Origin of the sequence: Ochrobactrum sp. S1502_03 (genome assembly GCF_044435015.1) — a bacterium.
GTDB classification, from domain to species: Bacteria; Pseudomonadota; Alphaproteobacteria; order Rhizobiales; family Rhizobiaceae; genus Brucella; species Brucella chromiisoli.
Map to the genome: position 1 here is coordinate 89302 of NZ_JAYEXN010000004.1, position 26097 is coordinate 115398.

Here is a 26097-nt window from a genome sequence, read left to right on the forward strand (position 1 = left end):
ACAGCGTGCAAAAGTCAACTAAAATACCATCAAAGAATATAAAAATGCTTATTATTTGTATTTTATTGTGCTTCCTCCAACACCAATGCGTGAATTTACTAAAATCATAGCCAACTAATGTCTAAATTGTTCTGTTAGAATTCGCTCATCCCAAGAATGATTTTGATCAAACAAGATCGCAACCTGACTGTCCAGATCTTCGCGCACTGTGACTGATCTTACTGATTTAACCTCGTTGTTGTCAGCAACCGCATTCACGGGGCGCTTTTCCGTTTCAAGCACATCCATGCGCACGGTCACATGTTTTGGCAAAAGCGCGCCGCCCCACCGGCGGGGGCGAAATGGGCTGACGGGTGTCAAGGCGAGTAGAGGCGCTTCCAACGGCAGAATTGGCCCCTGTGCCGAGAGATTATAGGCGGTAGAACCCGCAGGCGTGGCAACCATCACGCCATCGCAGACAAGTTCATCAAGCCGTATCTTGCCATCAATGGTGATCCGAACCTTTGCCGCCTGATAGGATTGCCTGAAAAGCGACACTTCGTTGATTGCCAGCGCCTTGAAAGGCGGCGCATCTTCCGTCTCTGCAATCATTTCGAGCGGGCGGATCGTTTCCTTTTGTGCGGCGAGAATGCGCGTGGGCAAATCCTCAATGCTGAACTCGTTCATGAGGAAGCCGACCGAACCACGGTTCATGCCATAGACAGGCACCCCGCTATTCATGAAATCTCGCAGTGCCTGCAACATGGTGCCGTCGCCCCCGAGTGCCACGACAACATCCGCATCCTCAGCCGCAACATGCCCATAGCGCTTCACCAGCTCTTTTTGTGCAGCCAGTGATTCTTCTGTTCCAGATGGCAAAAAGTGAAGCGCCAGAGATTTATCGTTCATATTATTCGGTTCCAATGCGCCCAAAAAGATGCTGTTTCCACAGGCTTAATGGCTATCATATGCAAAACCTGCTGACTATTCCCTGCTCGATGTGAATTTTTGCTTTACACGCGCCAGAATTATGCTAATTCGACGCCAGTGCTGCCCTTATAGCTCAGTTGGTAGAGCACCTGATTTGTAATCAGGGGGTCGGGAGTTCGAGTCTCTCTGGGGGCACCACTTTAAGCAGTTGTGTATGAACACTGTATTTTTTCAAAAAAAATAACTTACCCTGTAATAGATGTCAGCCATTATCGCGGCTATATTTACGCTCAATACAACTATTGCCTCCATAATAATTGTATATTAAGCTTACTGAATATATCAAATGATCACTTAGGCTGATTAATCATGCATCAACGGCGTATCTGCATTTCCGTCGTCACGAGGAACAGGCCTAAGATGCTCTGTAATCTGTTTTCGTCTTTGGCTTCTATTCAGAAGCCAAACGATACAGATGTATCCTTCCTTGTCGTCGAGAATAACGCCTCCCCTACGCTTGATGGAACCATCGAAGATTTTCGTGCGCTTATGCCAAACGATCCGATCGACTATGTTGTCGAGGTCATTTTAGGCATATCATCGGCGCGTAACCGTGCGCTGAACCACGCCATTGAACAGGGTTTTGATTATCTTGTCTATGTGGATGACGACGAGTTTGTAGAGGCAGACTGGCTCGTGAAACTTTTTTCAGAGCGTGACCGACTTGATCTCGATATTGTCGGCTCTCCAGTAAGGCCGAAGCCATTTGATGAGAACCTGACAATTGTTCAGAAACTTGTTTGGTCGGGGATCGAACGCAGTGGCTATAAATCCGAGCGCAAGTGCCGACAGAAATGCGCAATGGGGCGTGGCGATTCGATCAAAGTTGCGACGGGAAGCTGGATGGGAAAACTGGACTTTTTCCGCGAGACCGGTTTGCGTTTTGATTCCCATTTTGGCCTGACTGGCGGCGAAGACTGGAACCTCTGGACGAAAGCAAAGTCGCTTGGCGCCAAAACTGGTTGGGCTTGTGATGCCATCGTCTACGAAACCGTACCCCCGTCTCGCCTGACACTGAGCTATCATTATCGCCGCAATCGCGATCATAATATTACCGAGTTCGGTGCGCGTTATCGGGAAAACCCCAATAAGACACTTAAAAAGCTGCCGCTCAAGATTGCAGGCCGCGGGTTAAAGTTTTTAGGCGCAAGCCTCTCCATACCGTTCAGGGGCGGCCAAGGCCTTGTTTCAGCGGCCACGGCTCTCGGTGGCGTCGTTGGTCTGTTTCAGGGGTGTTTTGGAAGAAAATCTCTTCATTACGCCAATACGACTGGTTTTTAATGCCAAATAGAAAAAGCCCCACGCAATGCGAGGGGCTTCTCTTTGACTATTAGAGCATGTCACGGAAAAGTGGGGACCGCCTTCGCGGGGAAATCAGTCCAACCGGACTGATTGCTATTCCCGCCACGATCCGACAACGACATGCGTTAAAATAAGAAGATAGAGTGAGCGTATCGGGTACGATTAAGCGCGACACGCTTTAGTACCAGCCGACAGCGACCTGTGCTTCTTCCGACATGCGGTCAGCAGACCATGGTGGATCGAAGGTCATGGTGACTTCGACCATGGAAACACCTTCGACAGCTCCAACCGCGTTCTCGACCCATCCCGGCATTTCGCCTGCAACCGGACAGCCGGGAGCCGTCAGTGTCATTTCGATTTTAACCGTGCGGTCATCTTCGATGTCGATCTTGTAGATCAGACCGAGCTCGTAAATATCCGCTGGAATTTCAGGGTCATAGACCGTCTTCAACGCACTGATGATGTCATCGGTCAGCCGAAGCAGCTCTTCCTGAGGAATAGCAGAGGCGGAAAAAACAGACTTTCCATCCGCCGATGCATTCACATCATCGGCTTTGGCTTCAGTCTGTTCCTGAACTTTTTGCTCGGTCTCGGTCATCCGAAAAACTTCCTTGCCTTTTCCAAGGCTTCTGCCAGCACGTCAACTTCAGCACGGGTGTTATACATGCCAAAAGATGCACGGCATGTAGAGGTAACGCCAAAGCGTTTCAAGAGTGGCTGTGCGCAATGCGTGCCCGCACGCACCGCGACCCCTGCCCGGTCAATGACCATCGAGACATCATGCGCGTGAATGCCATCAAGCGCAAATGAGATGATCGCACCCTTATCGGGTGCATTGCCATAAATGCGCAGTGAATTGATCTTACCCAGTTGCTCATGCGCATAGTTGCGCAAGTCTTCCTCGTGGGCTGCGATCGCATGACGGCCGATCTTTTCCATATATTCAAGCGCTGCGCCTAACCCAATCGCCTGAACGATTGGTGGTGTGCCAGCCTCAAAACGGTGCGGCGGATGATTATACGTAACGTTTTCCTCCGTCACTTCTTCGATCATTTCGCCACCGCCCTGAAACGGGCGCATCTTTTCGAGCATTTCAGCACGACCAAAGAGAACGCCGATTCCTGACGGGCCGTAAACCTTGTGGCCAGTAAACACATACCAGTCACAGCCCAGATCCTGCACATCAACTGGCATATGGACAGCACTCTGGCTGCCATCGACCAGCACCGGAATACCGCGTGCATGGGCCAGTTCAACGATCTTCTTGATCGGTGTCACTGTGCCAAGCGCATTGGACATATGGGTGATTGCCACAAGCTTCGTGCGTTCGGTCAGGCGCTTTTCAAATTCCTCAATATGAAACACGCCTTCGTCATCCACCGGCGCGAAGACAAGCTTTGCACCCTGCCGCTCACGGATGAAATGCCACGGCACAATATTGGAGTGATGCTCCATGATCGACAGAAGGATTTCATCACCCTCGCCGATATTGGGCATACCGTAGCCGTAAGCGACCGTGTTGATCGCTTCGGTGGCATTTTTCGTAAAGACAATTTCGTCAACAGAGCCAGCATTCAGAAAGCGGCGAACGGTTTCGCGCGACTTTTCGTAAGCATCTGTGGCAGCATTCGAAAGAAAGTGCAGGCCGCGATGCACATTTGCGTATTCATTTGCATAGGCATGTGTGACAGCGTCGATGACGCTTTGCGGCTTTTGTGCAGAAGCACCACTATCCAGATAAACAAGCGGCTTTCCATGAACCTGTCGTGACAGGATGGGGAAATCTCTGCGGATCGCTTCAACATCATAGCGCGCTACAAGCGGATTCTTATGATCCATGACCGTTCCTTCTACCCTTGAGGCAGAAAAGGCGGAGCAAGCATGACTCCGCCTTGTTCAATCAAGCGTGGGCTGCAAGCCAGTTCGAGAGCACGTCTTCCAGCGCCTCAACCAAAGCTTCGTTTTCCAGCTCTTCTATCAGTTCGGCGATGAATGCTTTAATCAGCAAGCCGCGTGCTTCATTTTCCGGAATACCGCGCGCCATCAAATAGAAGAGGTAGTCTTTCGACAGCTCGGTAACCGTTGCACCATGGCCGCAAGCCACGTCATCAGCGAAGATTTCCAGCTCTGGCTTTGCATCGAACTCGCCATCATCCGATAGCAGCAGCGTGTTGCAGGCCATACGCGCATCGGTTTTCTGGGCGATCTGTGCAACACGGATCATGCCCTGGAAAACGCCGCGTGCGCGATCCTTGACCACGTTGCGGATAATCTGGGTCGAACGCGTGTTCTCAACCAGATGTGCAACCGTCATGGTGACATCGGTGTGGGAATCGTCTGCCAGCAGATTGAGGCCGCGAAGCTCGAAATCCGAATCTTCGCCTGCCACTGTCAGATGCACTTCCTGCCGAACCAGCTTGCCGCCAGCATTGACGATGTAAAGCGTGAGCTTCGAACCTGTGCCAATGGTTGCGTTGAACTGAGCAAGCTGCGTTGCCTGACCAAAATCACGCAGAATAACCCAGATGACATCAGCGCCATCGCCAACGCTCACATGGCTGACAGAGGTTGAGAAAGCATCGCCTTCGCCACCTGACTGACGTTCAATGATCGTTGCCTTGGCGTTCGCCCCAATTTCAACAGGAAAGCGCGTGTGGCCCTGCCCGGTCTTCTGGATGTTCTGAAGTTCAAGTGGTGCTTCAAGCTCAGTGTCAGCCGCAATCGACAATCCCCAGCCGTCGCTGACATAGGCAGCGTTGATCTGGCCAATCGTATCATCGGTTCCCCGAGTGTTAAGCTGCGAAACGAGCGAACCATCCGCAAGCCGGTCACGCACGGCAGTCAAGGTCACACCTTCCGGTGCCTTGGCTGCAAGCGTTGCACCATTGCTCACCGCAATGACAGAAGAGCCTGCCAGCAATGCGGGAAGCGCATTGGTGCCTGCACTCGGGTTGAAATCAGCAACGCCTTTGAGCAACGTGCGGAAATCCGTGTAATGCCAGCTTTCAATGCGGCGCGACGGAAGACCGTTCACTTTCAACGATTCCAGCGCATTGTCACGTGCAACCACGACATCGGCATTGCCCGGAAGCTCGCCCATACGGGTCGCGAAACTGTCGATCAGTGCGCTTTCGGCTTGCGTCCTTGGCTTTGAGGTCTGGATATTCATAATCCGCCTCCTTAGGCTACTTCGCCAATAATGTCGGCGTAGCCGTTTTCTTCAAGGTGATTTGCAAGGGTCTTGTCACCAGACTTGATGACTTGTCCCTTGTAAAGAACATGCACGCTGTCTGGAACGATATAATCAAGCAGACGCTGATAGTGGGTGATCACGATCACAGCCCGGTCTGGCGAACGCAGCGCATTCACACCATCGGAAACGATCTTCAGCGCATCAATGTCGAGGCCGGAGTCTGTTTCGTCGAGAACGCAGAGGCTTGGCTCCAGAAGCTGCATCTGAAGAATTTCAGCGCGCTTCTTTTCGCCCCCCGAGAAGCCCACATTGAGCGGACGCTTGAGCATGTCCATATCGATGTTAAGGCCGCCAGCCGCTTCCTTCACGCGCTTGATGAATTCAGGAATTTTGAGTTCTGGCTCGCCCCGCGCTTTGCGCTGGCTGTTCATGGCAACCTTGAGGAATTCCATCGTGGCAACGCCTGGGATTTCCATCGGGTACTGGAACGCAAGGAAGATACCCTTGGCAGCGCGTTCAGCAGGGTCAAGTTCGAGGATCGACTCGCCGTTATAAAGGATGTCGCCTTCGGTCACTTCGTAATCATCGCGGCCTGCAAGGATGTAAGACAATGTCGACTTGCCCGAGCCGTTCGGGCCCATGATGGCGGCAACTTCGCCCTTGTTTACGGTGAGGTTCAGACCACGGATAATTTCAGTATCCGTGTCAGCGATCTTTGCATGAAGGTTCTTGATCTCAAGCATGGGTATAAACCTTGTTCTTGTACCAGGAAAAGGCTGGTCAGAAAAATTGGAGAAAGGCAGTTAAAGCGCGTCGGATTAACCAACGCTGCCTTCAAGCGAAATGCCAATGAGCTTCTGCGCCTCGACGGCGAATTCCATTGGCAGCTCCTGAATAACTTCCTTCACAAAACCATTGACGATGAGGGCGATTGCCTCCTCTTCCGGAATACCGCGCTGCATAACGTAGAACAGCTGGTCTTCGGAAATTTTGGAGGTGGTTGCCTCATGCTCAAACTGTGCCGTGGCGTTTTTCGCCTCGATATAGGGCACGGTATGCGCTCCGCAATCGTTGCCGATCAGGAGACTGTCGCACTGGGTGAAGTTACGGGCATTTTCAGCCTTACGATGGGCTGAAACCTGTCCGCGATAGGTGTTGCTGGAATTTCCGGCCGAAATACCCTTGGAAATGATGCGGCTCGACGTGTTCTTGCCAAGATGAATCATCTTGGTGCCGCTGTCGATCTGCTGATAACCGTTGGACACGGCAATCGAATAGAACTCACCGCGCGAATTGTCACCGCGCAGAATGCAGGACGGATATTTCCACGTTACAGCGGAGCCTGTTTCAACCTGCGTCCACGAAATCTTGGAATTATCACCACGGCAATCGCCACGCTTGGTCACAAAATTGTAGATACCGCCCTTGCCGCTGCTATCGCCCGGATACCAGTTCTGAACAGTCGAATACTTGATCTCAGCGTTTTCAAGCGCGATCAGTTCAACAACGGCTGCGTGGAGCTGGTTTTCGTCGCGCTGTGGTGCCGTGCAACCTTCGAGATAAGAGACATAAGCGCCTTCTTCCGCGATGATCAGCGTGCGTTCAAACTGGCCCGTATTTTTTTCATTGATACGGAAATAGGTCGAAAGCTCCATCGGGCAACGAACGCCCTTTGGCACATAGACGAACGAGCCATCGGTGAAGACAGCCGAATTCAGCGTCGCATAATAGTTATCCGAAACAGGAACAACTGAAGCGAGATACTTCTGAACCAGTTCAGGATGCTCGCGAATGGCTTCCGAAATCGAGCAGAAGATCACGCCTGCTTTCGCAAGCTCTGCCTTGAAAGTCGTGACAACCGAAACACTGTCGAAGACCGCATCAACGGCCACACGGCCCGATGCATAAACATTGTCCGATGGATTGCCATCAATTTCACTCGGCTCGCCCTGCTTACGCACACCAGCGAGAATTTCCTGCTCGCGCAGTGGAATACCAAGCTTTTCATATGTACGCAGCAGTTCGGGATCGACTTCATCAAGTGAAAGCGGACCCGACTGATTCTTCGGAGCGGAATAGTAATAGGCGTCCTGAAAATCGATCTTTGGATAATCGACACGCGCCCATTCCGGCTCTTCCATAGTGAGCCAGCGTTCATAGGCCTTCAGACGCCACTCCAGCATCCATTCCGGCTCGTCTTTCTTGGCCGAAATAAAGCGAATGATATCTTCGTTGAGGCCTTTAGGGGCTTTTTCGGATTCGATTTCCGTCTCAAATCCGTACTTATACTGGTCCACGTCCAAGCCGCGAACCTGATCAATGGTCTCCTGCACTGCAGGCATTGGCGTTCTCCATCCTCGTCGAATTCAAGGTCCGACAGTTGCAAACGTCAGGGCGATGATAGTCACTATCCTCGCCACAATATAGTGTGCGTGACGCTTCTTTAAAACCTCTCTAAACTAAATTTCAAGCCCAGCTTTAAATTTGCCGGTAAAATTCAAGAATAATTTACAGAGATAGGCCCGATTACGCACTTAACTGGCCTTTGAGCGTTCATGACGGGCGACGATTTTTCCCAAAACGTCAAGAAACTGATCAACAGATTCGATAGGCGCATTGGGCTCAAGCGAAACACGGATCGCTCCCGGACCTTCTTCATGGCCCATAGCAGCCAGCACATGGCTTGGACCGACCTTCCCCGAAGAACAGGCTGAGCCTGCCGAGAGCGCTATGCCACCAAGGTCGAATGCGATCTGAACGGTTTCAGCCTTTTGCCCGTCGAGCGAGAAGAATGTTGTGTTGGGCAGCCTATCAACGGATTTGCCGTGGATCATGGCACTTGGTGCGATCTCCATAAGCCCCGCTTCAAGCCTGTCCCGCGCTTCAAACGACCAGCCATTGCCGTTCAGGCGTGCATGCGCAATATCTGCGGCGGCACCAAAGCCTGCAATCAACGGCAGCGCTTCCGTACCCGCACGATGTCCTTTTTCCTGACCACCGCCACGAACGAGCGCCTTCGGCATCATAAGATCAGAGATTGCGATCACAGCACCAACGCCCTTGGGACCACCGATCTTGTGTGAGGAGATTATCAGATAATCGCCACAACCCTCTGTCATATCGATCTTAATGCGTCCTGCGGCCTGTACCGCATCAACGACAAAGATGCCGCCTGCGGCTTTCACCGCTGCCGCAATTTCGCGTATTGGCTGAATGACGCCAGTTTCATTATTCGCAGCCTGAACAGCGACAAGTGGCAAGCCCGCTCTCTTATCGTGCGCTCTCAAAGCCAGCTCCAGAGCATCAAGACGAAGGCAACCATATTCATCAACAGGAAGAATCGTGATGTTTTCCGGTGCAAATTGCCCGCCGGCCAGCACACAAGGATGCTCGGTCGCACTGACATAAAGATGGGACAGGCGTACCGGCGAACGCCCCATCATATAGACTGGTGTTAGAAGTGTGGATGCGGCTTCGGTGGCGCCAGATGTAAAAAAGACGTGGTCAGGCCTGGCATTCACGAGGGCTGCCACACTGCGACGTGCCGATTCGACCAGCCCACGCGCCATGCGCCCCTCACGGTGAACGGAGGATGGGTTGCCCACAATGCCCAATGCTTCGATAACCGCATTGCGTGCTTCATCGAGCAAAGGCGCACTGGCATTATAATCCAGATAGAGCCTCTTGCCGGTTCCGATCACCGATACTATCTCCTAAGCAACATCATAAAGTGGCCTCAAGCGCAATTTTCTTGAATTTTCAATCCAGAAAAGCCTATTAAGCCACATCAGGTACTGAACTTTGGTCCAGTCTAACGAAATTTCCAATCGGTTTTAGAAGCGGCGCACACTCACGTCAAGTTCGCCATTTTAAAGCCGATCTTCCGATCACCAGCGGAGTACACATGCCAGAAGTCATTTTCAACGGCCCTGCCGGACGCCTTGAAGGCCGCTATCAGCCTTCGCGCGAAAAGAATGCGCCTATCGCTCTCATCCTGCATCCGCATCCGCAGTTTGGCGGAACAATGAACAACAAGATCGTCTATGATCTGTTCTACATGTTCCAGCAGCGTGGTTTTACAACGCTTCGCTTCAATTTCCGTGGCATTGGCCGCAGTCAGGGCGAGTTCGATCATGGCGCGGGCGAATTGTCAGATGCTGCCAGCGCACTTGATTGGGTGCAGGCTCTGCACCCTGATTCCAAAAATTGCTGGGTTGCCGGTTATTCGTTCGGCGCATGGATCGGTATGCAGCTTCTGATGCGTCGCCCGGAAATCGAAGGCTTTATTTCGGTTGCACCACAGCCGAATACCTATGACTTCTCGTTCCTTGCACCTTGCCCATCGTCCGGCCTGATCATTCATGGCGATCAGGACAAGGTTGCGCCGCCAAAGGATGTGCAGGGATTGGTTGATAAGCTCAAGACACAGAAGGGTATCAACATCACGCAGAACACGATGCCAGGTGCAAACCACTTCTTCTCCGGCATGGGTGATGAACTGATCGACGAATGCTCGGAATATCTGGAACGCCGACTTGCTGGCGAACTGGTTGAAATTCGTCAGAAGCGTCTACGTTAAACAAATAAAATCTGACTCTTGTTAAAGCCCGGTGATTGTTTTCACCGGGCTTTTATTTTTGGTGGAAGCGCAAGAACACCGCCTGAAACAGGCTTATCGCAACCTGTTGTGTTTGGGTATGTCAGGGGCAGCCCACGCATGGAACGCACGGCCAGATAGGCCCATGCTTCCGCTTCCATCGCATCCCCATCAAAACCGGCTTTATCCGCATCCAGCACACATGCGCCTTCGCGCTCTGCAAGTGCGGTCAGCTCCGCCATAATGGCCGCATTCTTGCGTCCGCCACCACTGATCACATAGGTCCGTGGCTTTGCAGGCAGATGCGAAGCCGAGCGCAGAATGGCGGCGGCACTCACATAGCTAAGTGTGCGCGCACCTGTTGCAACGCTTGCCTCATCTTTCGCTGGTACAGCAAAATCGCCACGGTCCAGTGACCGGCGATGGTTCCCCTTGAAAAAGGCGTGATCAAGATACCTCAGAGCCAAGATCTTATCCACGGTGCCGCTCATGGCTGTAATACCGCCGGAGTCAAAGCTGCCCTGTTCGTGCAACTCCATCCATTGGTCAATCAGCATATTGCCCGGTCCACTGTCATAGGCCATCAGTGAACCATCTTCGCCAACATAGGTGAGGTTGGATATGCCGCCAATATTGACGAAAACAACCGGGCCTTCGAGACCAAACGGAAGATTGGTGGCAAGCGCTGCATGATAGGCAGGAATAAGCGGTGCACCTTCGCCGCCGTGCCGCATATCTTCGGCACGCATGTCATAGACAACAGGAATGCCGGTTTCTGCCGCCAGAAGCGGTCCATCTCCGATCTGGACAGTCAGCGCCTCACGCGGACGATGCAACACGGTTTGGCCATGAAATCCGATCACGTCAATGTCTTCTGGACTGAACGAATGTGCGTATAAAAAATCCTGTATTGCGACCGCATGAAGTAATGTCTGGTCATGTTCAAGCTGTTTAAGAACACCGGGCCGCTCATGGCGATCCGTGATGCCTCGCGCATCAACAAGCGCGGCCTTCAAACGTGCCCGAAACCCGTCCGAATAAGACACCGCACTGGATGGCCCCCGCTCAACCCAGTTTTCGCCATCGGTGGTCAAAAGCGCAATGTCGATACCATCCATGGAAGTACCGCTCATCAACCCTATTGCGCGTTTCAAATCGCCCATACCGGAGTTTCCTTGTTATTCCCGCTTGAATGATGTTAAAGGCAAAATATCATAAGGCGGTAAGCACTTGATTACTGTTATTTCCATTCTCGCCTAACCAGTCAGGAAAAGGGCATGTCCGGTTTTAAATCCGATTTTCTTCGCACGCTTTCCGAGCGCGGCTTCATTCATCAAATGTCTGATGAAACAGGCCTAGACGAATTGTTGGCCAAGGAAACTGTGACGGCTTATATTGGCTTTGATCCGACAGCGCCAAGCCTTCACGCTGGCGGTCTGATCCAGATCATGATGCTGCACTGGCTGCAACAGACCGGACACCGCCCTGTAGCTCTGATGGGCGGCGGCACTGGCATGGTGGGCGATCCATCCTTCAAGGATGAAGCGCGCAAACTGATGACGGAAGATACAATTGCTGAGAATATCGCAAGTATCAAACGTGTCTTCGCAAATTACCTGAGCTTCGGCGATGGCCCAACCGATGCGCTGATGGTCAACAATGCCGACTGGCTGCGCGACATCAACTACCTTGAATTCCTGCGTGATGTTGGCCGCCACTTCTCGGTCAATCGCATGTTGTCGTTTGATTCGGTCAAGATGCGCCTTGATCGCGAGCAGTCGCTTTCGTTCCTCGAATTCAATTATATGATCCTGCAAGCCTATGATTTTGTAGAGCTCAACAAGCGCTACGACATCCGTTTGCAAATGGGTGGCTCGGATCAGTGGGGCAATATTATCAACGGGATCGATCTCGGTCACCGTATGGGAACGCCGCAGCTTTATGCCCTCACCTCGCCTTTGCTCACCACGGCATCGGGCCAGAAAATGGGCAAATCGTTGGGTGGCGCGATCTGGCTGAACGCCGATATGCTCAGCGCCTACGACTTCTGGCAGTATTGGCGCAACACGGAAGATGCTGACGTAGAACGCTTCTTGAAGCTCTATACGACATTGCCAATGGATGAAATTGCAAAGCTTGCTGCACTTGGCGGCTCGGAAATCAACGAAGCGAAGAAGATACTTGCGACCGAGATCACCGCGATCCTTCATGGGCGCGATGCTGCGGAAGAAGCGGCAGAAACCGCGCGCAAGACTTTTGAAGATGGCGAACTGTCGCAGAATCTTCCAACCGTCGGCGTTCATAAGGCGACACTCAATGACGGTATCGGCGTGCTGGCTTTGATGGTGCTTGCAGAACTTTGCACCACCAATGGTGAAGCCCGCCGTCACATCGAAGGTGGTGCTGTGCGCATCAATGATGAAACGGTCACTGATCCACGTTTGAGCATCAATGCAACAGCGCTCAATGAGCAAGGCGTCATCAAGGTGTCACTCGGCAAGAAGCGCCATGTGCTTATTCGCCCTGCGTAATCCAAACTAAAGATGAAGAAAAGCCGGGTTTTGCCCGGCTTTTCTTGTTGTGATCAGAACTCAAAAATGGAACGGAAAATACCCGGCGCGATGATTGAGATCGGATTAACAATCACCTGCGGCTGCTTGGCACTGCCTTCAAGCTTAAAAGTAATACCCAAAAGACCACGATCCCGTCCATTGCCCAAAAGCGCTCCGAAAATCGGCACTTCACCAAAAATGCGGTTTACCCCATAAGCAGGCATGAATGTGCCGGTGATCGACATATTGCCGCGCGGATCATACAACGTTCCCTGAAAAGTCGTTCCGACTGACGGACCACGGACGACGCCTTTCGAAAGCTTCATATAGCCTTCGCCCTTTTCAATCAGAGAAAAACCGCGCTCAATATCAACCCGCGACACGTCAATATCACGTTTAGCAGCCTGGCTAAGACTGGCGCCGCCCGTATTTGGAGAGCTCGTAACAATCTTTGCCAGTCGGGGCTCATTGATGATTGCAAAATTACGAGCGTCAATCTGACCACTTAGAGGTCCATTGCCCTGTCCCGCGAGGCCGACAGTGATCTTGCCACCGCGCATTTTGTCATAAAAATCAAAGAACCGCAAAACCGCACCGGCATCATTGGATTGTAACGATACTGATCGTGCGTCACCCTGATCATTATTCGTTGCGACAAAGGTTTCGCCAGAAGAGGTGATCGCATTGACCGAAACGCCGGAAATCTTACTTCCTGCATTCTCGTAAGAAACGGCGACATTGCGCAGCTTCTCATCGTTGAAGCCAGTGACCTCATCAATCTGAGCACTCACAATCACGCGGGGGCTTTTGCCACCCGAGGCTTCAGTCTTTTTCTGAAGGTCCGACACTTGCTTGATGATCGACCGGGCATCAAACTGCGATCCGCGCACCGTTACACGATAGCCGCCCGTTCCTTTCGTCGCTTTCACGCTCATGCGATCTGAACGCGTGAGACGTATGTCGTCGAAATCAGCAGACTGCAAATCACCGCCGACAATTGACAGATTGCCCTTCGCGCCGAAGGCATCGCCGGTCAAAACCAGATTGCGAATATCGATCTTGCTATCTGCGTCACCGCTTCTAACCAAATCGAAAGTCGCCTTGGCCGGAACCCCGCTCCCCTTGCGCCAGCCAAGCCACGGCAAATTGATCTGCGTCTTGTTCAGATCGGCTGCAACATGCCGCTTGCCATTTTCTTCCATGCCAAGATCAACGGAAATCGGTCCAGTAAACAGGTCTTTCAGTCCGGGCAACACCTTGCCACGCGCATTATCGTCAAGCTCAAGCCTGATATTCTGTTCGCGTTTAGCAGGGCCAGAGCGGTCCACAGGCTCGGTCATCGATATTTTTGCAGGTACCCCGTCAAGCTTGGCATCGGCTGAGATAAGAGCAACGGATTGATTGACCTTGATGCTGCCATTTGCATTGGTAACGGTAGAGCCTCCGACCGGCTTGGAAATGGCAAGATTCGTAAATCCAATATCAGCATCCCATGTCAGCGTGCCGGGTGGCGCTCCTTTGGAAACAGCAAAGCCGACCTTAACATGGGCTTTCACATCACCTGTCGCATCTTCCGGCTTGAAAGGAACGTTTTTGAGAACATCAATGGGCTTTTTACCGGCAATCTCGGCAATCGCCGCAGCTTCGCCCGAAACGAGCAAATCAAGTGTAGCGATTACTGGCCGTTGCGGCCCCCACGGAATAATCAGCGTTCCGTCTGAAACCATCGCTTTGCGATTATCCGGAGTATAGGCAACGCCCTTTGCCAGCTTGATTGTTGTATGCGCGCCACGCACTGAAATGCTTCCTGCAACATCGCGCACCGGCGGCAGTTCTCCGATCACATCAAAGCGCGTATCGGCCACATTGAAATCGGCCTTGATCTCTTCGCCTGTCAATGGCGGCGGCAAACCGGGGCCATTAAAGCGCCCCCCTGCAAGCGAAATATCAATGCGGCTGTCTTTCAACGTGCCACCAAAGAGGTTTTTGAGAACCCATTCACGTGCACCATCGGCAACATCGATCGGCCAGAGATGTTTTGCGTCCGCAACCGGCATTTCAGGGATGCGCAGCATGAAAATCATTTCTGGCGAACCATCGCCAAACCCCATGCTGCCCTGTCCATAAAGTTCACCATTATTCGTCTTAATATCGAGATTAGAGAATTGAAGACGCTGTTGATTAGCCAGAAAATGGCCGGCGATCCTCACGCCGAAAGCCAATTGCGGATCATTTGATTCTGCTGGCATGCTGGTGGCGGAACTGGTCACCACTTCAAATCGATAATCAGGACCGCCGCTTTTATTTGTTTCGTCCGGTTCCGGTCCGAAAGCACCATTAAAGGCCGCAGTTAAACCGCCCAACTGCAAGCGCGACGGCTTGATTTCAATTTTCCCGCTGCCAACAGAATGCTCTATCAGCAGCACCGCATTTCCGCGCACATCCGAAACGCGACCAACCTCTATATTGATGTCATCAGCGATGAGTTGCGCGGTCACGTGCTCAGGCACATCCCCATTGGCAACCTTGCCAGACAAAGCAAGGCTCGCCGTGGCTTTTAAATCGAAATGCGCAGGATTGGCTCTGTTGCCATCGATAATGGCTGCAACTTCCTCCGGTGAACCCAGATCAACCGGCAAATTGCTGATCTTGATCTGAAAGCCATCCAGATCATTCTCATGGCCTTTGCGATCTATGCTGCCATCAACCGAAATTATCTGATTATGCCATACGACACTGCCGCTCACCGAGATTTTTCCCGAATCCTCGACAAGCCGAAGCTTTTTCACGTCAATGCTTTGCTGCTGATCACCGGTTTTAAAACGGATTGTGGTGTTGAGCAGCCCGATAGCCCGAGTGTTCTGGTTCTGCAGCAATTCAAGATTGCGGCGCATAGTGGAAAAAAGCTCGCCCGAAACGGCGTCGAAATCAATATAACCCCGCTTGTCATAGGGGAGCGATTTCCAGAATCCTGCCCCCTCTTGCTCTGGTAAATCGAAGGCTGCGCCATCGATCTCAAGTTCGGCAACACGAATCTTGCCCGCCAGCAGCGGCAATGGTGCCAAGCCCAGTCGCACCGATTTGATATTTTTGATTTCAATGCCCTGTCGCGGATCATTGATCGAGACGTTATTCGCCTCCATTGCAACGAGACTGTTCTGATCAAGCGATAATCCGGCACTGCCGATCGTTGCAGATGCATCTTTTCCGAGCAGAAGACTAAGGCTCTTTTGCGCCTCGTCGCGCAGAAGGTCGCTGTTCACGCCACCACGCAGGATCACAAACCCCACGCCACCAACCAGAACCATAAGGATGCACAACGATAAAACGGCGTGCGAACACCACCGCAAAAACGAACGTCGGGGACGCCATAACGGAAGCACGCCGCCCTCATCGCCTTCAATGGCGAGGCGTTCGATTCTCTTCATCTCCCGCTTCGTAAAGCGAATTTTGCGCGGTTTATCTGTCAATATTTGAGCCGAACCCGTAATTTCTGCAAATGCTCACCCCTGCAATGCGGATTATAAAAACTCCATATCTATCTGTTTTTATTCCATTTATGCATATTAGCCAAACCGTTGATCGCTTTGTTTAACACCCTCTTGTCAGATGTTGCGTGGCATGGTTCGACAGGTCTGGACAGTTGCACAAGCTCACCCTGAATGCGATAGCTTTAAATGTAAATGTAACAGGCAGTTTCCCCGTTTATCCATAAAAGAAAGGCGCAGATATGGCTCGTCCCCAAGTTGGAGATCAGGCACCCGATTTCACATTGCCTTCAGACAACAGCGATACGATCACTCTTTCATCGCTGAAGGGCAAACCGGTCGTTCTTTATTTCTATCCAAAGGATGACACTTCGGGCTGCACGAAAGAAGCCATCGCCTTCTCACAGCTAAAGCCGGAGTTCGAGAAAATTGGCGCCCGTATCATTGGCGTCTCGCCAGACAGTGCGGAAAAGCATGCGAAATTTCGCAAAAAGCATGCGCTGCGTGTCGATCTGGCAGCAGATGAAGGCAAGACTGCGCTCGAAGCATACGGCGTATGGCTTGAGAAAAGCATGTATGGCCGGAAATATATGGGCGTTGAACGGACGACGTTTTTGATTGATGCCGATGGCCGTATCGCCAAAATATGGGAAAAAGTAAAAGTCGATGGCCATGCTCAGGCTGTGCTTGAAGCAGCGCAAGCACTTTGAGTGTGAAAGCCTCGCATAAGGTTCGTTTACCATGATAGCGTGAAGTCGAATCAACAATTGAGGATGCGAAGACAGCAGGCATGGCGCAAAAGTGGAACAAGACAGAGAAAGCAAAGCGCGAGAAAGGTCACAGTGATCCTATCGCGCCGTCTGTTTCCATAAAAAGAGCGCATATAGCATTGCTTGGCTTTATGGTTGTGTGTGCGGGCATTGGAGCAAGCATCTATAGCGGATTTGAAAAGGCTCCTGACAATGAACAAGGCCTTGATAAACCAAATAGCAAGGTTGCAGCGATCTTGAAGAGGCCGACCACGATGCAGCCATTGCCCGAAATGCCTTCAGAGGCACCTCCTGGCGTCTCCACCCGGCCCGAACTTTTCACACCTGAAGACGCGCTTATGATTAAAACGATTGATCCTATTATCACGGGGCCCCGCGCATATAAGCCACGCGCTGGGTCCAAGAATTCCTGAAAGACACAAAAAAACCGGCACAAGGCCGGTTTTTTAAATTTTATCCGACCAAACTCAATCAATGTCCTCGATGAGTTCAGCACCGCCATTGATGCGATGCGCAAGGGCTGCTTCCATAAATGGTGTGACGGCACCATCCAGCACTTCCTGTGGATTGGTGCTTTCAACGCCGGTGCGCAGATCCTTGACGAGCTGATAGGGCTGCAACACATAAGACCGAATCTGATGGCCCCAACCAATATCCGTTTTGCTGGAATTGGCAGCATCTGCGGCTTCTTCACGCTTCTTCAGCTCTTCCTCGTAAAGACGCGCGCGCAGCATCGACCAGGCTTTTTCACGGTTCTTATGCTGTGAACGCTCGGCCTGACACTGCACAACGATACCCGACGCAATATGCGTAATACGCACAGCCGAATCTGTTGTGTTGACGTGCTGACCACCCGCACCCGACGCGCGATACGTATCAATGCGAACATCGGCTTCCGTCACCTGAACATCGATATTGTCCTCGATGACCGGATAGACCCAGATACTCGCAAATGACGTATGGCGACGCGCATTCGAATCGTAAGGCGAAATGCGAACCAGACGATGAACACCCGATTCCGTCTTCGCCATGCCATAGGAATTATGGCCCTTGATAAGAATCGTCGCAGACTTAATGCCAGCTTCTTCGCCGTAATGAACTTCCATTACCTCGACTTTGCGTCCGCTGCGTTCAGCCCAGCGGGTATACATGCGCAAAAGCATCGACGCCCAATCCTGACTTTCCGTACCGCCTGCACCGGCATGCACTTCAAGATAGGTATCATTTGCATCGGCTTCGCCCGAAAGCAGCATATCGATCTGGCGGCGATCGACCTCCTGTTTCAGTTCACGAATCGTATTTTCGGCATCCGTGATGATCGACTTGTCATCTTCTTCTTCGCCCATGGCGATGAGTTCAATGCTGTCGTTCAGGGTCTGCCTGAGACCATTAATGCCATTGATGCTATCTTCCAGCTGCTGGCGCTCACGCATCAACTTCTGGGCTTCCTGTGCATCATTCCAAAGCGTTGGATCTTCAGCTCTCTGATTCAGATAGCCCAGACGTTTGATTGCCTGATCCCAGTCAAAGATGCCTCCTCAGCAGGCTTATCGCCTGCTGGATTTCGTCAACCAGCGTCTCGATTTCCGCGCGCATGGGCAAATCGTTCCTTCAATTATTCTGCAATTTGTGGAGAAAACAAAACTCTTAAAGAGCCAGTCTCACACCCTGAACTGAACATGCAAAGCTGTTCAGGCGCCGCGGACCATAATTAGCACGCGGCACAGTGTAAAGGGGCAGAGGTCAGTAAAGTCCGCCCGATCCAGAATTGATGGCGCGGGTTGCCTGCGGTGACTGCGGCTGAACTGGCGAGCCTTCACGATACTGGTCCATGCCGATCACGGAATAGGTATCAGAAGGACCGGTACCCGGCTTGAATGCTTCCATGATCAGATTCGGATCGCCCTGATTTGTACGCATACCAGTCTTCCGATTGATAGCAATCAGCGTCATGCCTTCCGGTACACGGAAATCCACTTTCGGCGTGCCAGCCAGAGCCTGCGTCATGAAATCCTTGAACACAGGAGCAGCCAAACCACCACCGGTACCACCCCGGCCAAGCGGCGTTGGTGTGTCGTATCCCATGAATACACCGACAACGAGATCAGGCGTAAAGCCAACAAACCATGCATCTTTTTCGTCATTGGTCGTGCCAGTCTTACCGGCGAGCGGACGGTCAAGGCTCTTAAGAATCTGGGCCGTACCGCGCTGCACAACACCTTCCATCATCGATGTAATCTGATAGGCGGTCATCGGATCAAGCACCTGATCGCGATCATCGATCAATGTCGGCTCGTCCTGATTAGACCATTGTTGAGCATTACAACCTTCGCACTTGCGCGCATCATGTTTGAACACCGTCTTGCCGTAGCGATCCTGAATGCGGTCGATCATTGACGGCGTGATGCTTTTTCCGCCATTGGCGATGACAGAATAAGCTGTAACCATGCGCAGAACTGTCGTTTCACCGGCACCAAGCGCCATAGAAAGGACGGGCAGCATCTTGTCGTAAATACCGAAGCGCTCCGCATATTCGGCTACCGTCTTCATGCCCATGTCCTGTGCAAGGCGCACGGTCATGACGTTACGCGACTGTTCGATACCATAACGAAGCGTCGAGGGACCGGAGAACTTGCCGGAATAGTTTTTGGGAGCCCATACGCCAAGTGAGCCACCCTGATTGACCTCCAGCGGACCGTCGAGAACAACGGAAGCCGGTGTGTAGCCATTATCAAGGGCTGCTGCATAAACGAATGGCTTAAAGGACGAACCAGGCTGGCGATAGGCCTGCGTGGCACGGTTGAATTCAGACTGACCGTAGGAAAATCCGCCCACCATCGCCAGAACACGGCCCGTATGCGGGTCCATTGCAACCAATGCCCCTTGCAGCTTCGGAGGCTGCTGCAAACGGAAACGGGAATCGCCCTCACCGACTTTCGACACATAAATAATGTCGCCAGCTTTCAACACGCCTTCTGGCGATTTTGCACTTCCGCGCTTGCCATCAATGTTGGTAACACGCATTGCCCATTTCATGTCATCGGCTGAAATAAATGCGCGTTTGCGTTCCTTGCTGCGCGAGCCTGAACCTTCAACGGCAGGCTGAAGACCAATATCGGCACCGGCCGCAGAAACATTGAGCACAACAGCAAGCTGCCATTCGGGCACATCTTCATAGGACTGCATATCACCGAAGGCTGTGGCCCAATCACTGCCGATTTCGACATGTTTCACGGGACCGCGCCATCCACGCGCTTCATCATAGCGAAGCAATGCTGACTGAAGCGACTTCCGGGCTTCGACCTGTAAGGTAGGATTGAGCGTCGTCCGGACAGACAGTCCGCCTTCATAAAGTGCATCAACGCCATATTTCTGAATGATCTGGCGGCGCACCTCTTCACTGAAATATTCAGACGCAAACAGGTAATGGGTTGCTGTGCGGGTCTTCACGCCTAGCGGTTCTTTTTTGGCTTCCTCAGCTTCCTGGGTGGTGATGTAGCCGTTTTCAGCCATACGGTCGATCACCCAGTTGCGGCGTTCAATCGCGCGTTCAGGGTAACGGAACGGATGGTAATTGTTCGGACCTTTAGGAAGGGCTGCCAGATAAGCGGCATCGGCAATGCTCAACTCGCCAACGGACTTATCGAAATAGGTCAGAGCTGCACTGGCGATACCATAGGAGCCAAGACCGAAGAAAATTTCATTAAGGTAAAGCTCAAGAATGCGGTCCTTGGAATAGGCCTGCTCAATGCGCATCGCAAGAATGGCTTCCTTGATCTTGCGGTCATAGGTCTGATTTGACGAAAGAAGGAAGTTCTTTGCGACCTGCTGCGTAATGGTCGAAGCACCGACCGGGCGGCGACCAGAACCTATATTCTTCAAGTTGGTGAGAACCGCACGGGTAAGACCACCAAAATCGAGACCATGATGCTCATAGAAGGTTTTGTCTTCAGCTGAGATAAAAGCAGCCTTGACGCGGTTCGGAATAGCCTGAATAGGCAGATACATGCGGCGCTCGCGCGCATATTCGGCCATAAGGCTACCGTCCGATGCATGGACGCGTGTCATTACTGGCGGCTCGTATTTTGCGAGCACCTCGTAATCAGGCAAATCCTTGGTGAGACTTCCAATATAAACTGCAACGCCTCCGGCAACAATCAGAGCCAGAACCGTTCCAATTCCAAAGAAATATCCGATAAGCCTTACCATTTATCCGGAATCCCGCCTTCAGATTATCAGTAAAAACAAGGGAGCATCTTTAATGCTGCCCGCCGATCAAAAACGCTTCAACCAACAGATGGGTTAGTGACCACCAAATGCGTCAAAGGCAAGATCGTTTCCAAGTTTTTACCAATTAAACCCCCACAATACGAAAAGGGTGACAAAAATACGTAAAGCTGTTGCAACCATGCATCTTATAAGCAACGCCAGATATTAAATCCTACTGAAAACTACACTATTTCAGCCTTTTGACAAAATATCAGGACGTTTTTGAATTTCAAATGCTCTGATAGCCACCGCAATGCGGTCCGCAAGCTTCCGACGCCATTCAGGATTGCTGATCAGTTTTTCGTCTTCTGCATTCGACAAATAGCCAATTTCAATCAGAACAGACGGCACATCCGGCGCCCGCAGAACCTGAAAGCCTGCAAAACGATGCGGATTGTTGATAAGGTTGACCTCGCCTTGCAGCGCACCAATGACTTTCTCGGCAAAACTGAGCGAAAATGTATGCGTTTCGCGCCGCGTCAGATCAAGCAGGATATCGGCCACTTCAGGTTGCGCTTCAGGAGTAGCACCTCCGATGCTATCGGATTTGTTTTCTCGCTCGGCCATGGCACGCGCAACGAAATCCGACGCCTTATCGGAGATCGTATAGACCGTTGCGCCGCGAATATCGCCCTGATTGATCGTATCCGCATGGATCGAAATGAAAAGATCCGCATCATGCTGGCGCGCCAGACGCACACGTTCAGAAAGACGCAGAAACCTGTCGTCATCTCGCGTCATCAAAGCTTTGATGTTCTTCTCTTTGGCCAGTCGGTCCCGTAATTCTTTCGCACAAGCGAGTGTCAGATCTTTTTCCTTGATACCACTGAGGCTTTCAGCGCCGCTGTCGATGCCCCCATGACCGGGATCAATCATCACAACAAACGGGCGCTTGCTATCACTTCTGAGGGGAAGTGCCGTGGCACTGGCGGCGTGCTTACGTTCCGTGGAACCGGTGACGTCATACTGGGCCGCAAGTTTTTCCGCGAATTCACGATCCGACGATGCAACAATATCAGCAACCAGACGATAGCCGGGCGTCGTCTCATTCGGGAGAACCTGAACATTTTCGACGTTGAAAGGACCGCGCAATGTCAGAATGAGCCGGGACCGGTTTTCACTGACCAGACCATAACGCACGCGTGAAACAATTCCCCTCGCCTCAAGGCTTTTGTCATCAAAACCGAAACGTGTTTCCGGCAAATCAAAAACCAAACGATGCGGATTGGCGAGCAACAATGTGGAAAATTTCGGCTGGCGATCAAAATTAATCACAATCCGCATGCGCAAATCATCGCCCGCCATGCGATAGGTCAGCGCCATCAGCGGTGCATCCGGCGCCGCTTTCGCTGTGGCCATTTGAAAAAAGACCGCACAAATGATCGAGAAAGCCACGAAAGCAATTCGTATGGCCGACTTTTTTTGATCATCAAAATTTTGGTTCAGACATTGCATCCGTAATCGCTATCCAAACTTTATGGAATGATTTTGAGCCCGAAGCCTTCCAAATCTACCCCTACAAAATTGTGGTTAATGAAGGCTTTTCAACCCGCATTTCGGGGACTCAATCAACGAATTTCAGCTCTATAACTACCTTTCGTCAAAATTGCGATGAGGCTGTCAACTGATATTCGTACTTGTCATCGTTCAAACGAGGCCATAAAAGCTAAAGTTAGGTTATGGCATCGCTGCCAGATTCGTTTGCCGGTTTTCAAAACGGAGCGCGAGGAAAGTCAGCGAAAACAGTGGTGTAATAAGTTCGCCACCCATTAACCCGCACAGAATTCAACGGAATACGGCTCCCCTGCCATCTCCGTTTTTTAATCGGCCGACTGCGCATGGGTACGCGCTGTCGCCAGTGCTCCAGAAGAGCAAAGAGGTCGGCCCGGCTTTTTCGGGTCATATATGAGGTCGTTTCGTTCGGAACAGCTATGGGTCAAGCAAGACTGACCATTGCAAGCCTGAAGACCGTGATCGCCACGAGGCCATCGCGCGCAGCAACAGCAGCTTTTATTCCGACGAACCCAATATCATCCGGCAGATACAGCCCAGCCAGGACGACAGCCTTCAGGGTTTCGTCCGGCGCACGCGGCTTGCGTCTTCGCGCCGGCAGGAAAGACACTAATGTCCAACAAAATGCTTATAGATGCCTCCCACCCGGAGGAGACGCGCGTTATCGTAACGCGTGGCAACAAAATTGAAGAATTCGACTTTGAGTCGGAGCATAAGAAGCAGTTAAAAGGGAATATCTACCTCGCGCGCGTTACCCGCGTCGAACCCTCGCTTCAGGCTGCATTCGTGGAATATGGCGGCAATCGCCATGGCTTCCTGGCATTTTCTGAAATCCATCCTGATTATTATCAGATTCCGGTTGCTGATCGTCTGGCACTGCTGGAAGCGGAAGCAAAAGCCGCGCGTGCAGAAGAAGACGAAGACGAGCCAAAGGCGAAAGCCAATGATCGCTCGCGTCGTCATCGCCGTCGCGGACGTCGCGATGATCAGAATGGTGATTCGTATTCCAGCAACGCCAATAACGGTCTGCCTGCGGCAGAGCCCGTCGGGCCGGCCTTTGCAAATTATGTTCCCGGAACACCTGCCATCGCCCTGATGAAGCAGAACGGCAATGTCATTTCCGAAGCCATTGATGCCGACGATGATGACGACAACGATGTCGAAAATGAAGAAGACATGGTTGAATCGGTTGGGTCCGAAGATGCAATGGAAGAACTTCCATCGCATGGTCGCACCAATCGCCGTCAATATAACATTCAGGAAGTGATCAAGCGTCGCCAGATCATTCTGGTTCAGGTGGTCAAAGAAGAGCGCGGCAATAAAGGCGCAGCTCTCACGACTTATCTTTCACTGGCCGGTCGTTATTCAGTTCTGATGCCGAACACCGCGCGTGGCGGCGGTATTTCGCGCAAGATCACCAATCCGCAGGACCGCAAGCGCCTTAAGGAAATCGTCAAAGACCTCGAAGTGCCGCAGGGCATGGGTGTGATTTTGCGTACCGCGGGTGCAAACCGCACCAAGGCGGAAGTGAAGCGCGACTATGAATATCTGATGCGCATGTGGGAAAATGTCCGCACGCTCACCCTCCAATCGACGGCACCTTCCCTCGTCTATGAAGAAGGCAGTCTGATCAAGCGCTCGATCCGTGACCTTTATAACAAAGACATCACAGAGATCCTCGTTGCAGGTGAAACCGGCTATCGTGAAGCGAAAGACTTCATGCGGATGCTTATGCCAAGCCACGCAAAAGTTGTTCAGCCTTATCGCGAACAGGTTCCCGTTTTCACACGTTATGGTCTGGAAGCACAGCTTGATCGGATGCTTCTGCCACAAGTGACGCTGAAATCAGGCGGCTACCTCATCATCAATCAGACCGAAGCGCTTGTTGCGATCGACGTAAACTCGGGGCGCTCGACCCGCGAACATTCGATTGAAGACACTGCCCTCCAGACAAATCTGGAAGCAGCCGAAGAAGTTGCGCGCCAGCTGCGTCTGCGCGACCTTGCCGGTCTGATCGTTGTTGACTTCATCGACATGGAAGAAAAGCGCAATAACCGTGCTGTCGAAAAGAAGATGAAGGACTGCCTGAAAGACGACCGCGCGCGCATTCAGGTCGGTCGCATTTCACATTTCGGCCTTCTGGAAATGTCGCGCCAGCGCATCCGCGCATCGGTTCTCGAAAGCACGATGCAGGTTTGCCAGCATTGTGGTGGCACGGGACATGTTCGCTCCGACTCGTCGATGGCGCTGCATATTATTCGTGGCATTGAGGACTATCTTCTGCGTCACTCGGGCTATGACATCACTGTCCGCACCCCGGTTGCATCAGCACTTTATGTGCTGAACCATAAGCGCGAATTGTTGGCTGAACTTGAAGGCCGCTTCGGTGCCGAAATCAGCATTGATGCGGACGACAGCGTTGGTCATCAGCATTTTGTCATCGACAAGGGTGCGCCGTCGACGCGTCCAGTGACAATCCAGCCTGCGCAGCCAATTGTCTACGAAGATGATCTCAACGACCCCGACATCCCGCTTGATGAGGATGACGGCGAAGAAGAAATCAAGACCGAAGCGCAGCCGCGCGAAGAAAACAGCGAAGAAGGTGATCGCAAACGTCGCCGTCGCCGCCGTCGCCGCGGTGGTCGTGATCGCGAAAATGGTGAGCAGAACGGACAGGCTGAAACGGACTCTGACGTATCTGACGAAGATGATGAAGAGAACACGGGCACTCAGCAAAGCGCTTCACAGAGCGAAGAAGATCGTCGCAAGAAGCGTCGTCGTGGCCGCCGTGGTGGACGCAAGAACCGTCGTGAAGACGATATTCAGGTCAAAAAAATACCTGATCCGGAATTTGTCGGCTACACACCGGTTATCCCGGCTAAGGTTGAAGAAGAACCGGCGAACATCGTTGCCAGCGAAGCTGTTGCTGCAGAAGCCGTTACGGTTGATGTGGTAGAAGCGCCCGAAGCGGCCAGCGTTGAAGATACGGAAAAACCCGCAAAGCCAGCCCGCAAGCCGCGTAGTCGCAAGACTGCGAAGTCTGAAGAAGTTGCTTCTGACGATGGTATTGCAGATGAAGCAGCCAAGCCTGCCCGCAAGACACGCTCGCGCAAGAAGGCTGTTGAGGAGGAAACTCCGGCAGAAGCGCCTGCGCCTGCGGAAGCCGTTGAAACGGAAAAACCAAAGCGTCGTCCACGCAAGACGGCAGCAAAGCCGGAGGTTGAAGAGACTGCGGTCAAGGAAACTGTTGCCGAGGCAGAAGTGGCAACCATTGCAGAGCCGCAGAAGGTTTCAGAGCCCGTTGTTACATCAAGCGACGCTGAAGAACAGAAGCCGAAGCGCGGTGGCTGGTGGCAGAAAAAGGGCTTTTTCTAAGCCCTGCCAAAATTCTAATGTAGAATATAAGAAAACCGGCGGAGACGCCGGTTTTTGTTTTACAATATCG

General features: G+C 52.1%; 18 protein-coding genes and 1 tRNA gene. 6 read left to right on the forward strand and 13 right to left on the reverse strand.

Going from position 1 to position 26097, the window contains the following annotated elements:
- Positions 1 to 114 precede the first annotated feature (114 nt).
- Positions 115 to 888 carry an NAD kinase gene (locus VBH83_RS05075; RefSeq protein ID WP_265983765.1) on the reverse strand — a complete coding sequence of 258 codons (774 nt, stop codon included), beginning with the start codon at positions 886 to 888 and terminating at the stop codon, positions 115 to 117.
- Positions 889 to 1031: 143 nt separating this feature from the next.
- On the opposite strand from VBH83_RS05075, the gene VBH83_RS05080 reads away from it, so the two are divergent.
- Together VBH83_RS05080 and VBH83_RS05085 are read left to right on the forward strand one after the other, a co-directional pair.
- A tRNA-Thr gene (locus VBH83_RS05080) sits at positions 1032 to 1107 on the forward strand.
- 171 nt (positions 1108 to 1278) lie between these two features.
- Complete coding sequence (locus VBH83_RS05085) at positions 1279 to 2250, forward strand: glycosyltransferase family 2 protein (RefSeq protein WP_265983764.1); 972 nt, start codon at positions 1279 to 1281, stop codon at positions 2248 to 2250.
- 199 nt (positions 2251 to 2449) lie between these two features.
- Here the strand turns inward: VBH83_RS05085 and VBH83_RS05090 are convergent, their stop codons facing one another.
- The 6 genes from VBH83_RS05090 to VBH83_RS05115 all read right to left on the reverse strand — a co-directional run bounded on the left by VBH83_RS05090 (position 2450) and on the right by VBH83_RS05115 (position 9165).
- Entirely contained in the window at positions 2450 to 2869 is a 420-nt protein-coding gene (locus VBH83_RS05090; protein ID WP_265983763.1) for an SUF system Fe-S cluster assembly protein, read from the reverse strand.
- On the reverse strand, positions 2866 to 4110 hold the full coding sequence (locus VBH83_RS05095; protein ID WP_265983762.1) for a cysteine desulfurase: 1245 nt from the start codon (positions 4108 to 4110) through the stop codon (positions 2866 to 2868). Before VBH83_RS05095 ends, VBH83_RS05090 begins: the two co-directional genes overlap by 4 nt.
- A 61-nt stretch (positions 4111 to 4171) precedes the next feature.
- On the reverse strand, positions 4172 to 5440 hold the full coding sequence (gene sufD / locus VBH83_RS05100) for a Fe-S cluster assembly protein SufD (RefSeq protein ID WP_265983761.1): 1269 nt from the start codon (positions 5438 to 5440) through the stop codon (positions 4172 to 4174).
- 11 nt (positions 5441 to 5451) lie between these two features.
- Entirely contained in the window at positions 5452 to 6207 is a 756-nt protein-coding gene (gene sufC, locus VBH83_RS05105) for a Fe-S cluster assembly ATPase SufC (protein ID WP_265983760.1), read from the reverse strand.
- Between the two features lie 75 nt (positions 6208 to 6282).
- Positions 6283 to 7806 carry a Fe-S cluster assembly protein SufB gene (gene sufB / locus VBH83_RS05110; protein WP_265983759.1) on the reverse strand — a complete coding sequence of 508 codons (1524 nt, stop codon included), beginning with the start codon at positions 7804 to 7806 and terminating at the stop codon, positions 6283 to 6285.
- 192 nt (positions 7807 to 7998) lie between these two features.
- Entirely contained in the window at positions 7999 to 9165 is a 1167-nt protein-coding gene (locus VBH83_RS05115) for a cysteine desulfurase family protein (RefSeq protein WP_265983758.1), read from the reverse strand.
- 203 nt (positions 9166 to 9368) lie between these two features.
- On the opposite strand from VBH83_RS05115, the gene VBH83_RS05120 reads away from it, so the two are divergent.
- On the forward strand, positions 9369 to 10043 hold the full coding sequence (locus VBH83_RS05120; protein ID WP_265983757.1) for an alpha/beta hydrolase: 675 nt from the start codon (positions 9369 to 9371) through the stop codon (positions 10041 to 10043).
- A gap of 41 nt (positions 10044 to 10084) precedes the next feature.
- Here the strand turns inward: VBH83_RS05120 and VBH83_RS05125 are convergent, their stop codons facing one another.
- A complete protein-coding gene (locus VBH83_RS05125; protein WP_265983756.1) occupies positions 10085 to 11224 on the reverse strand; it encodes an anhydro-N-acetylmuramic acid kinase in 1140 nt (379 codons plus the stop codon).
- 114 nt (positions 11225 to 11338) lie between these two features.
- Between VBH83_RS05125 and tyrS the strand changes: the two genes are divergently transcribed.
- On the forward strand, positions 11339 to 12592 hold the full coding sequence (gene tyrS, locus VBH83_RS05130; protein WP_265983755.1) for a tyrosine--tRNA ligase: 1254 nt from the start codon (positions 11339 to 11341) through the stop codon (positions 12590 to 12592).
- Between the two features lie 53 nt (positions 12593 to 12645).
- Here tyrS and VBH83_RS05135 read toward each other — a convergent pair whose 3' ends face one another.
- Positions 12646 to 16041 (reverse strand): RNA-binding protein, encoded by a 3396-nt coding sequence (locus tag VBH83_RS05135; RefSeq protein ID WP_265983754.1) that lies wholly within the window; start codon positions 16039 to 16041, stop codon positions 12646 to 12648.
- Positions 16042 to 16343: 302 nt separating this feature from the next.
- Between VBH83_RS05135 and bcp the strand changes: the two genes are divergently transcribed.
- Positions 16344 to 16811 (forward strand): thioredoxin-dependent thiol peroxidase, encoded by a 468-nt coding sequence (gene bcp / locus VBH83_RS05140; RefSeq protein ID WP_265983753.1) that lies wholly within the window; start codon positions 16344 to 16346, stop codon positions 16809 to 16811.
- A 527-nt stretch (positions 16812 to 17338) separates the two neighbouring features.
- On the opposite strand, the gene prfB is transcribed toward bcp, so the two are convergent.
- The 4 genes from prfB to VBH83_RS05160 form a co-directional block, all read right to left on the reverse strand.
- Positions 17339 to 18467 (reverse strand): peptide chain release factor 2 gene (gene prfB / locus VBH83_RS05145; protein WP_396996627.1). Its coding sequence is split into 2 segments (ribosomal slippage): positions 17339 to 18397 and positions 18399 to 18467, totalling 1128 coding nucleotides; the frame shifts between segments, so codons are not numbered across the junction.
- Positions 18468 to 18614: 147 nt separating this feature from the next.
- The gene (locus tag VBH83_RS05150) at positions 18615 to 21080 is read right to left on the reverse strand and encodes a penicillin-binding protein 1A (RefSeq protein ID WP_265983751.1); all 2466 of its coding nucleotides are present in this window, start codon (positions 21078 to 21080) and stop codon (positions 18615 to 18617) included.
- A 252-nt stretch (positions 21081 to 21332) separates the two neighbouring features.
- The gene (locus VBH83_RS05155) at positions 21333 to 22499 is read right to left on the reverse strand and encodes an N-acetylmuramoyl-L-alanine amidase (RefSeq protein ID WP_396996629.1); all 1167 of its coding nucleotides are present in this window, start codon (positions 22497 to 22499) and stop codon (positions 21333 to 21335) included.
- A gap of 577 nt (positions 22500 to 23076) precedes the next feature.
- Positions 23077 to 23262, reverse strand: coding sequence for a hypothetical protein (locus VBH83_RS05160; protein WP_265983748.1), 186 nt, complete (start codon positions 23260 to 23262; stop codon positions 23077 to 23079).
- A 2-nt stretch (positions 23263 to 23264) separates the two neighbouring features.
- Between VBH83_RS05160 and VBH83_RS05165 the strand changes: the two genes are divergently transcribed.
- Positions 23265 to 26027, forward strand: coding sequence for an Rne/Rng family ribonuclease (locus VBH83_RS05165; protein ID WP_396996632.1), 2763 nt, complete (start codon positions 23265 to 23267; stop codon positions 26025 to 26027).
- Positions 26028 to 26097: the final 70 nt, after the last annotated feature.

Bases quoted from the DNA above. Each gene is read 5' to 3' on its own strand.
- sufD (WP_265983761.1), bottom strand. From the start codon at position 5,440: ATGAATATCCAGACCTCAAAGCCAAGGACGCAAGCCGAAAGCGCACTG.
- bcp (WP_265983753.1), top strand. From the start codon at position 16,344: ATGGCTCGTCCCCAAGTTGGAGATCAGGCACCCGATTTCACATTGCCT.
- VBH83_RS05165 (WP_396996632.1), top strand. From the start codon at position 23,265: ATGTCCAACAAAATGCTTATAGATGCCTCCCACCCGGAGGAGACGCGC.
- VBH83_RS05120 (WP_265983757.1), top strand. From the start codon at position 9,369: ATGCCAGAAGTCATTTTCAACGGCCCTGCCGGACGCCTTGAAGGCCGC.
- VBH83_RS05095 (WP_265983762.1), bottom strand. From the start codon at position 4,110: ATGGATCATAAGAATCCGCTTGTAGCGCGCTATGATGTTGAAGCGATC.
- tyrS (WP_265983755.1), top strand. From the start codon at position 11,339: ATGTCCGGTTTTAAATCCGATTTTCTTCGCACGCTTTCCGAGCGCGGC.
- VBH83_RS05090 (WP_265983763.1), bottom strand. From the start codon at position 2,869: ATGACCGAGACCGAGCAAAAAGTTCAGGAACAGACTGAAGCCAAAGCC.
- VBH83_RS05075 (WP_265983765.1), bottom strand. From the start codon at position 888: ATGAACGATAAATCTCTGGCGCTTCACTTTTTGCCATCTGGAACAGAA.
- VBH83_RS05085 (WP_265983764.1), top strand. From the start codon at position 1,279: ATGCATCAACGGCGTATCTGCATTTCCGTCGTCACGAGGAACAGGCCT.
- VBH83_RS05135 (WP_265983754.1), bottom strand. From the start codon at position 16,041: ATGAAGAGAATCGAACGCCTCGCCATTGAAGGCGATGAGGGCGGCGTG.
- VBH83_RS05150 (WP_265983751.1), bottom strand. From the start codon at position 21,080: ATGGTAAGGCTTATCGGATATTTCTTTGGAATTGGAACGGTTCTGGCT.
- VBH83_RS05155 (WP_396996629.1), bottom strand. From the start codon at position 22,499: ATGGCCACAGCGAAAGCGGCGCCGGATGCACCGCTGATGGCGCTGACC.
- sufC (WP_265983760.1), bottom strand. From the start codon at position 6,207: ATGCTTGAGATCAAGAACCTTCATGCAAAGATCGCTGACACGGATACT.
- sufB (WP_265983759.1), bottom strand. From the start codon at position 7,806: ATGCCTGCAGTGCAGGAGACCATTGATCAGGTTCGCGGCTTGGACGTG.
- VBH83_RS05125 (WP_265983756.1), bottom strand. From the start codon at position 11,224: ATGGGCGATTTGAAACGCGCAATAGGGTTGATGAGCGGTACTTCCATG.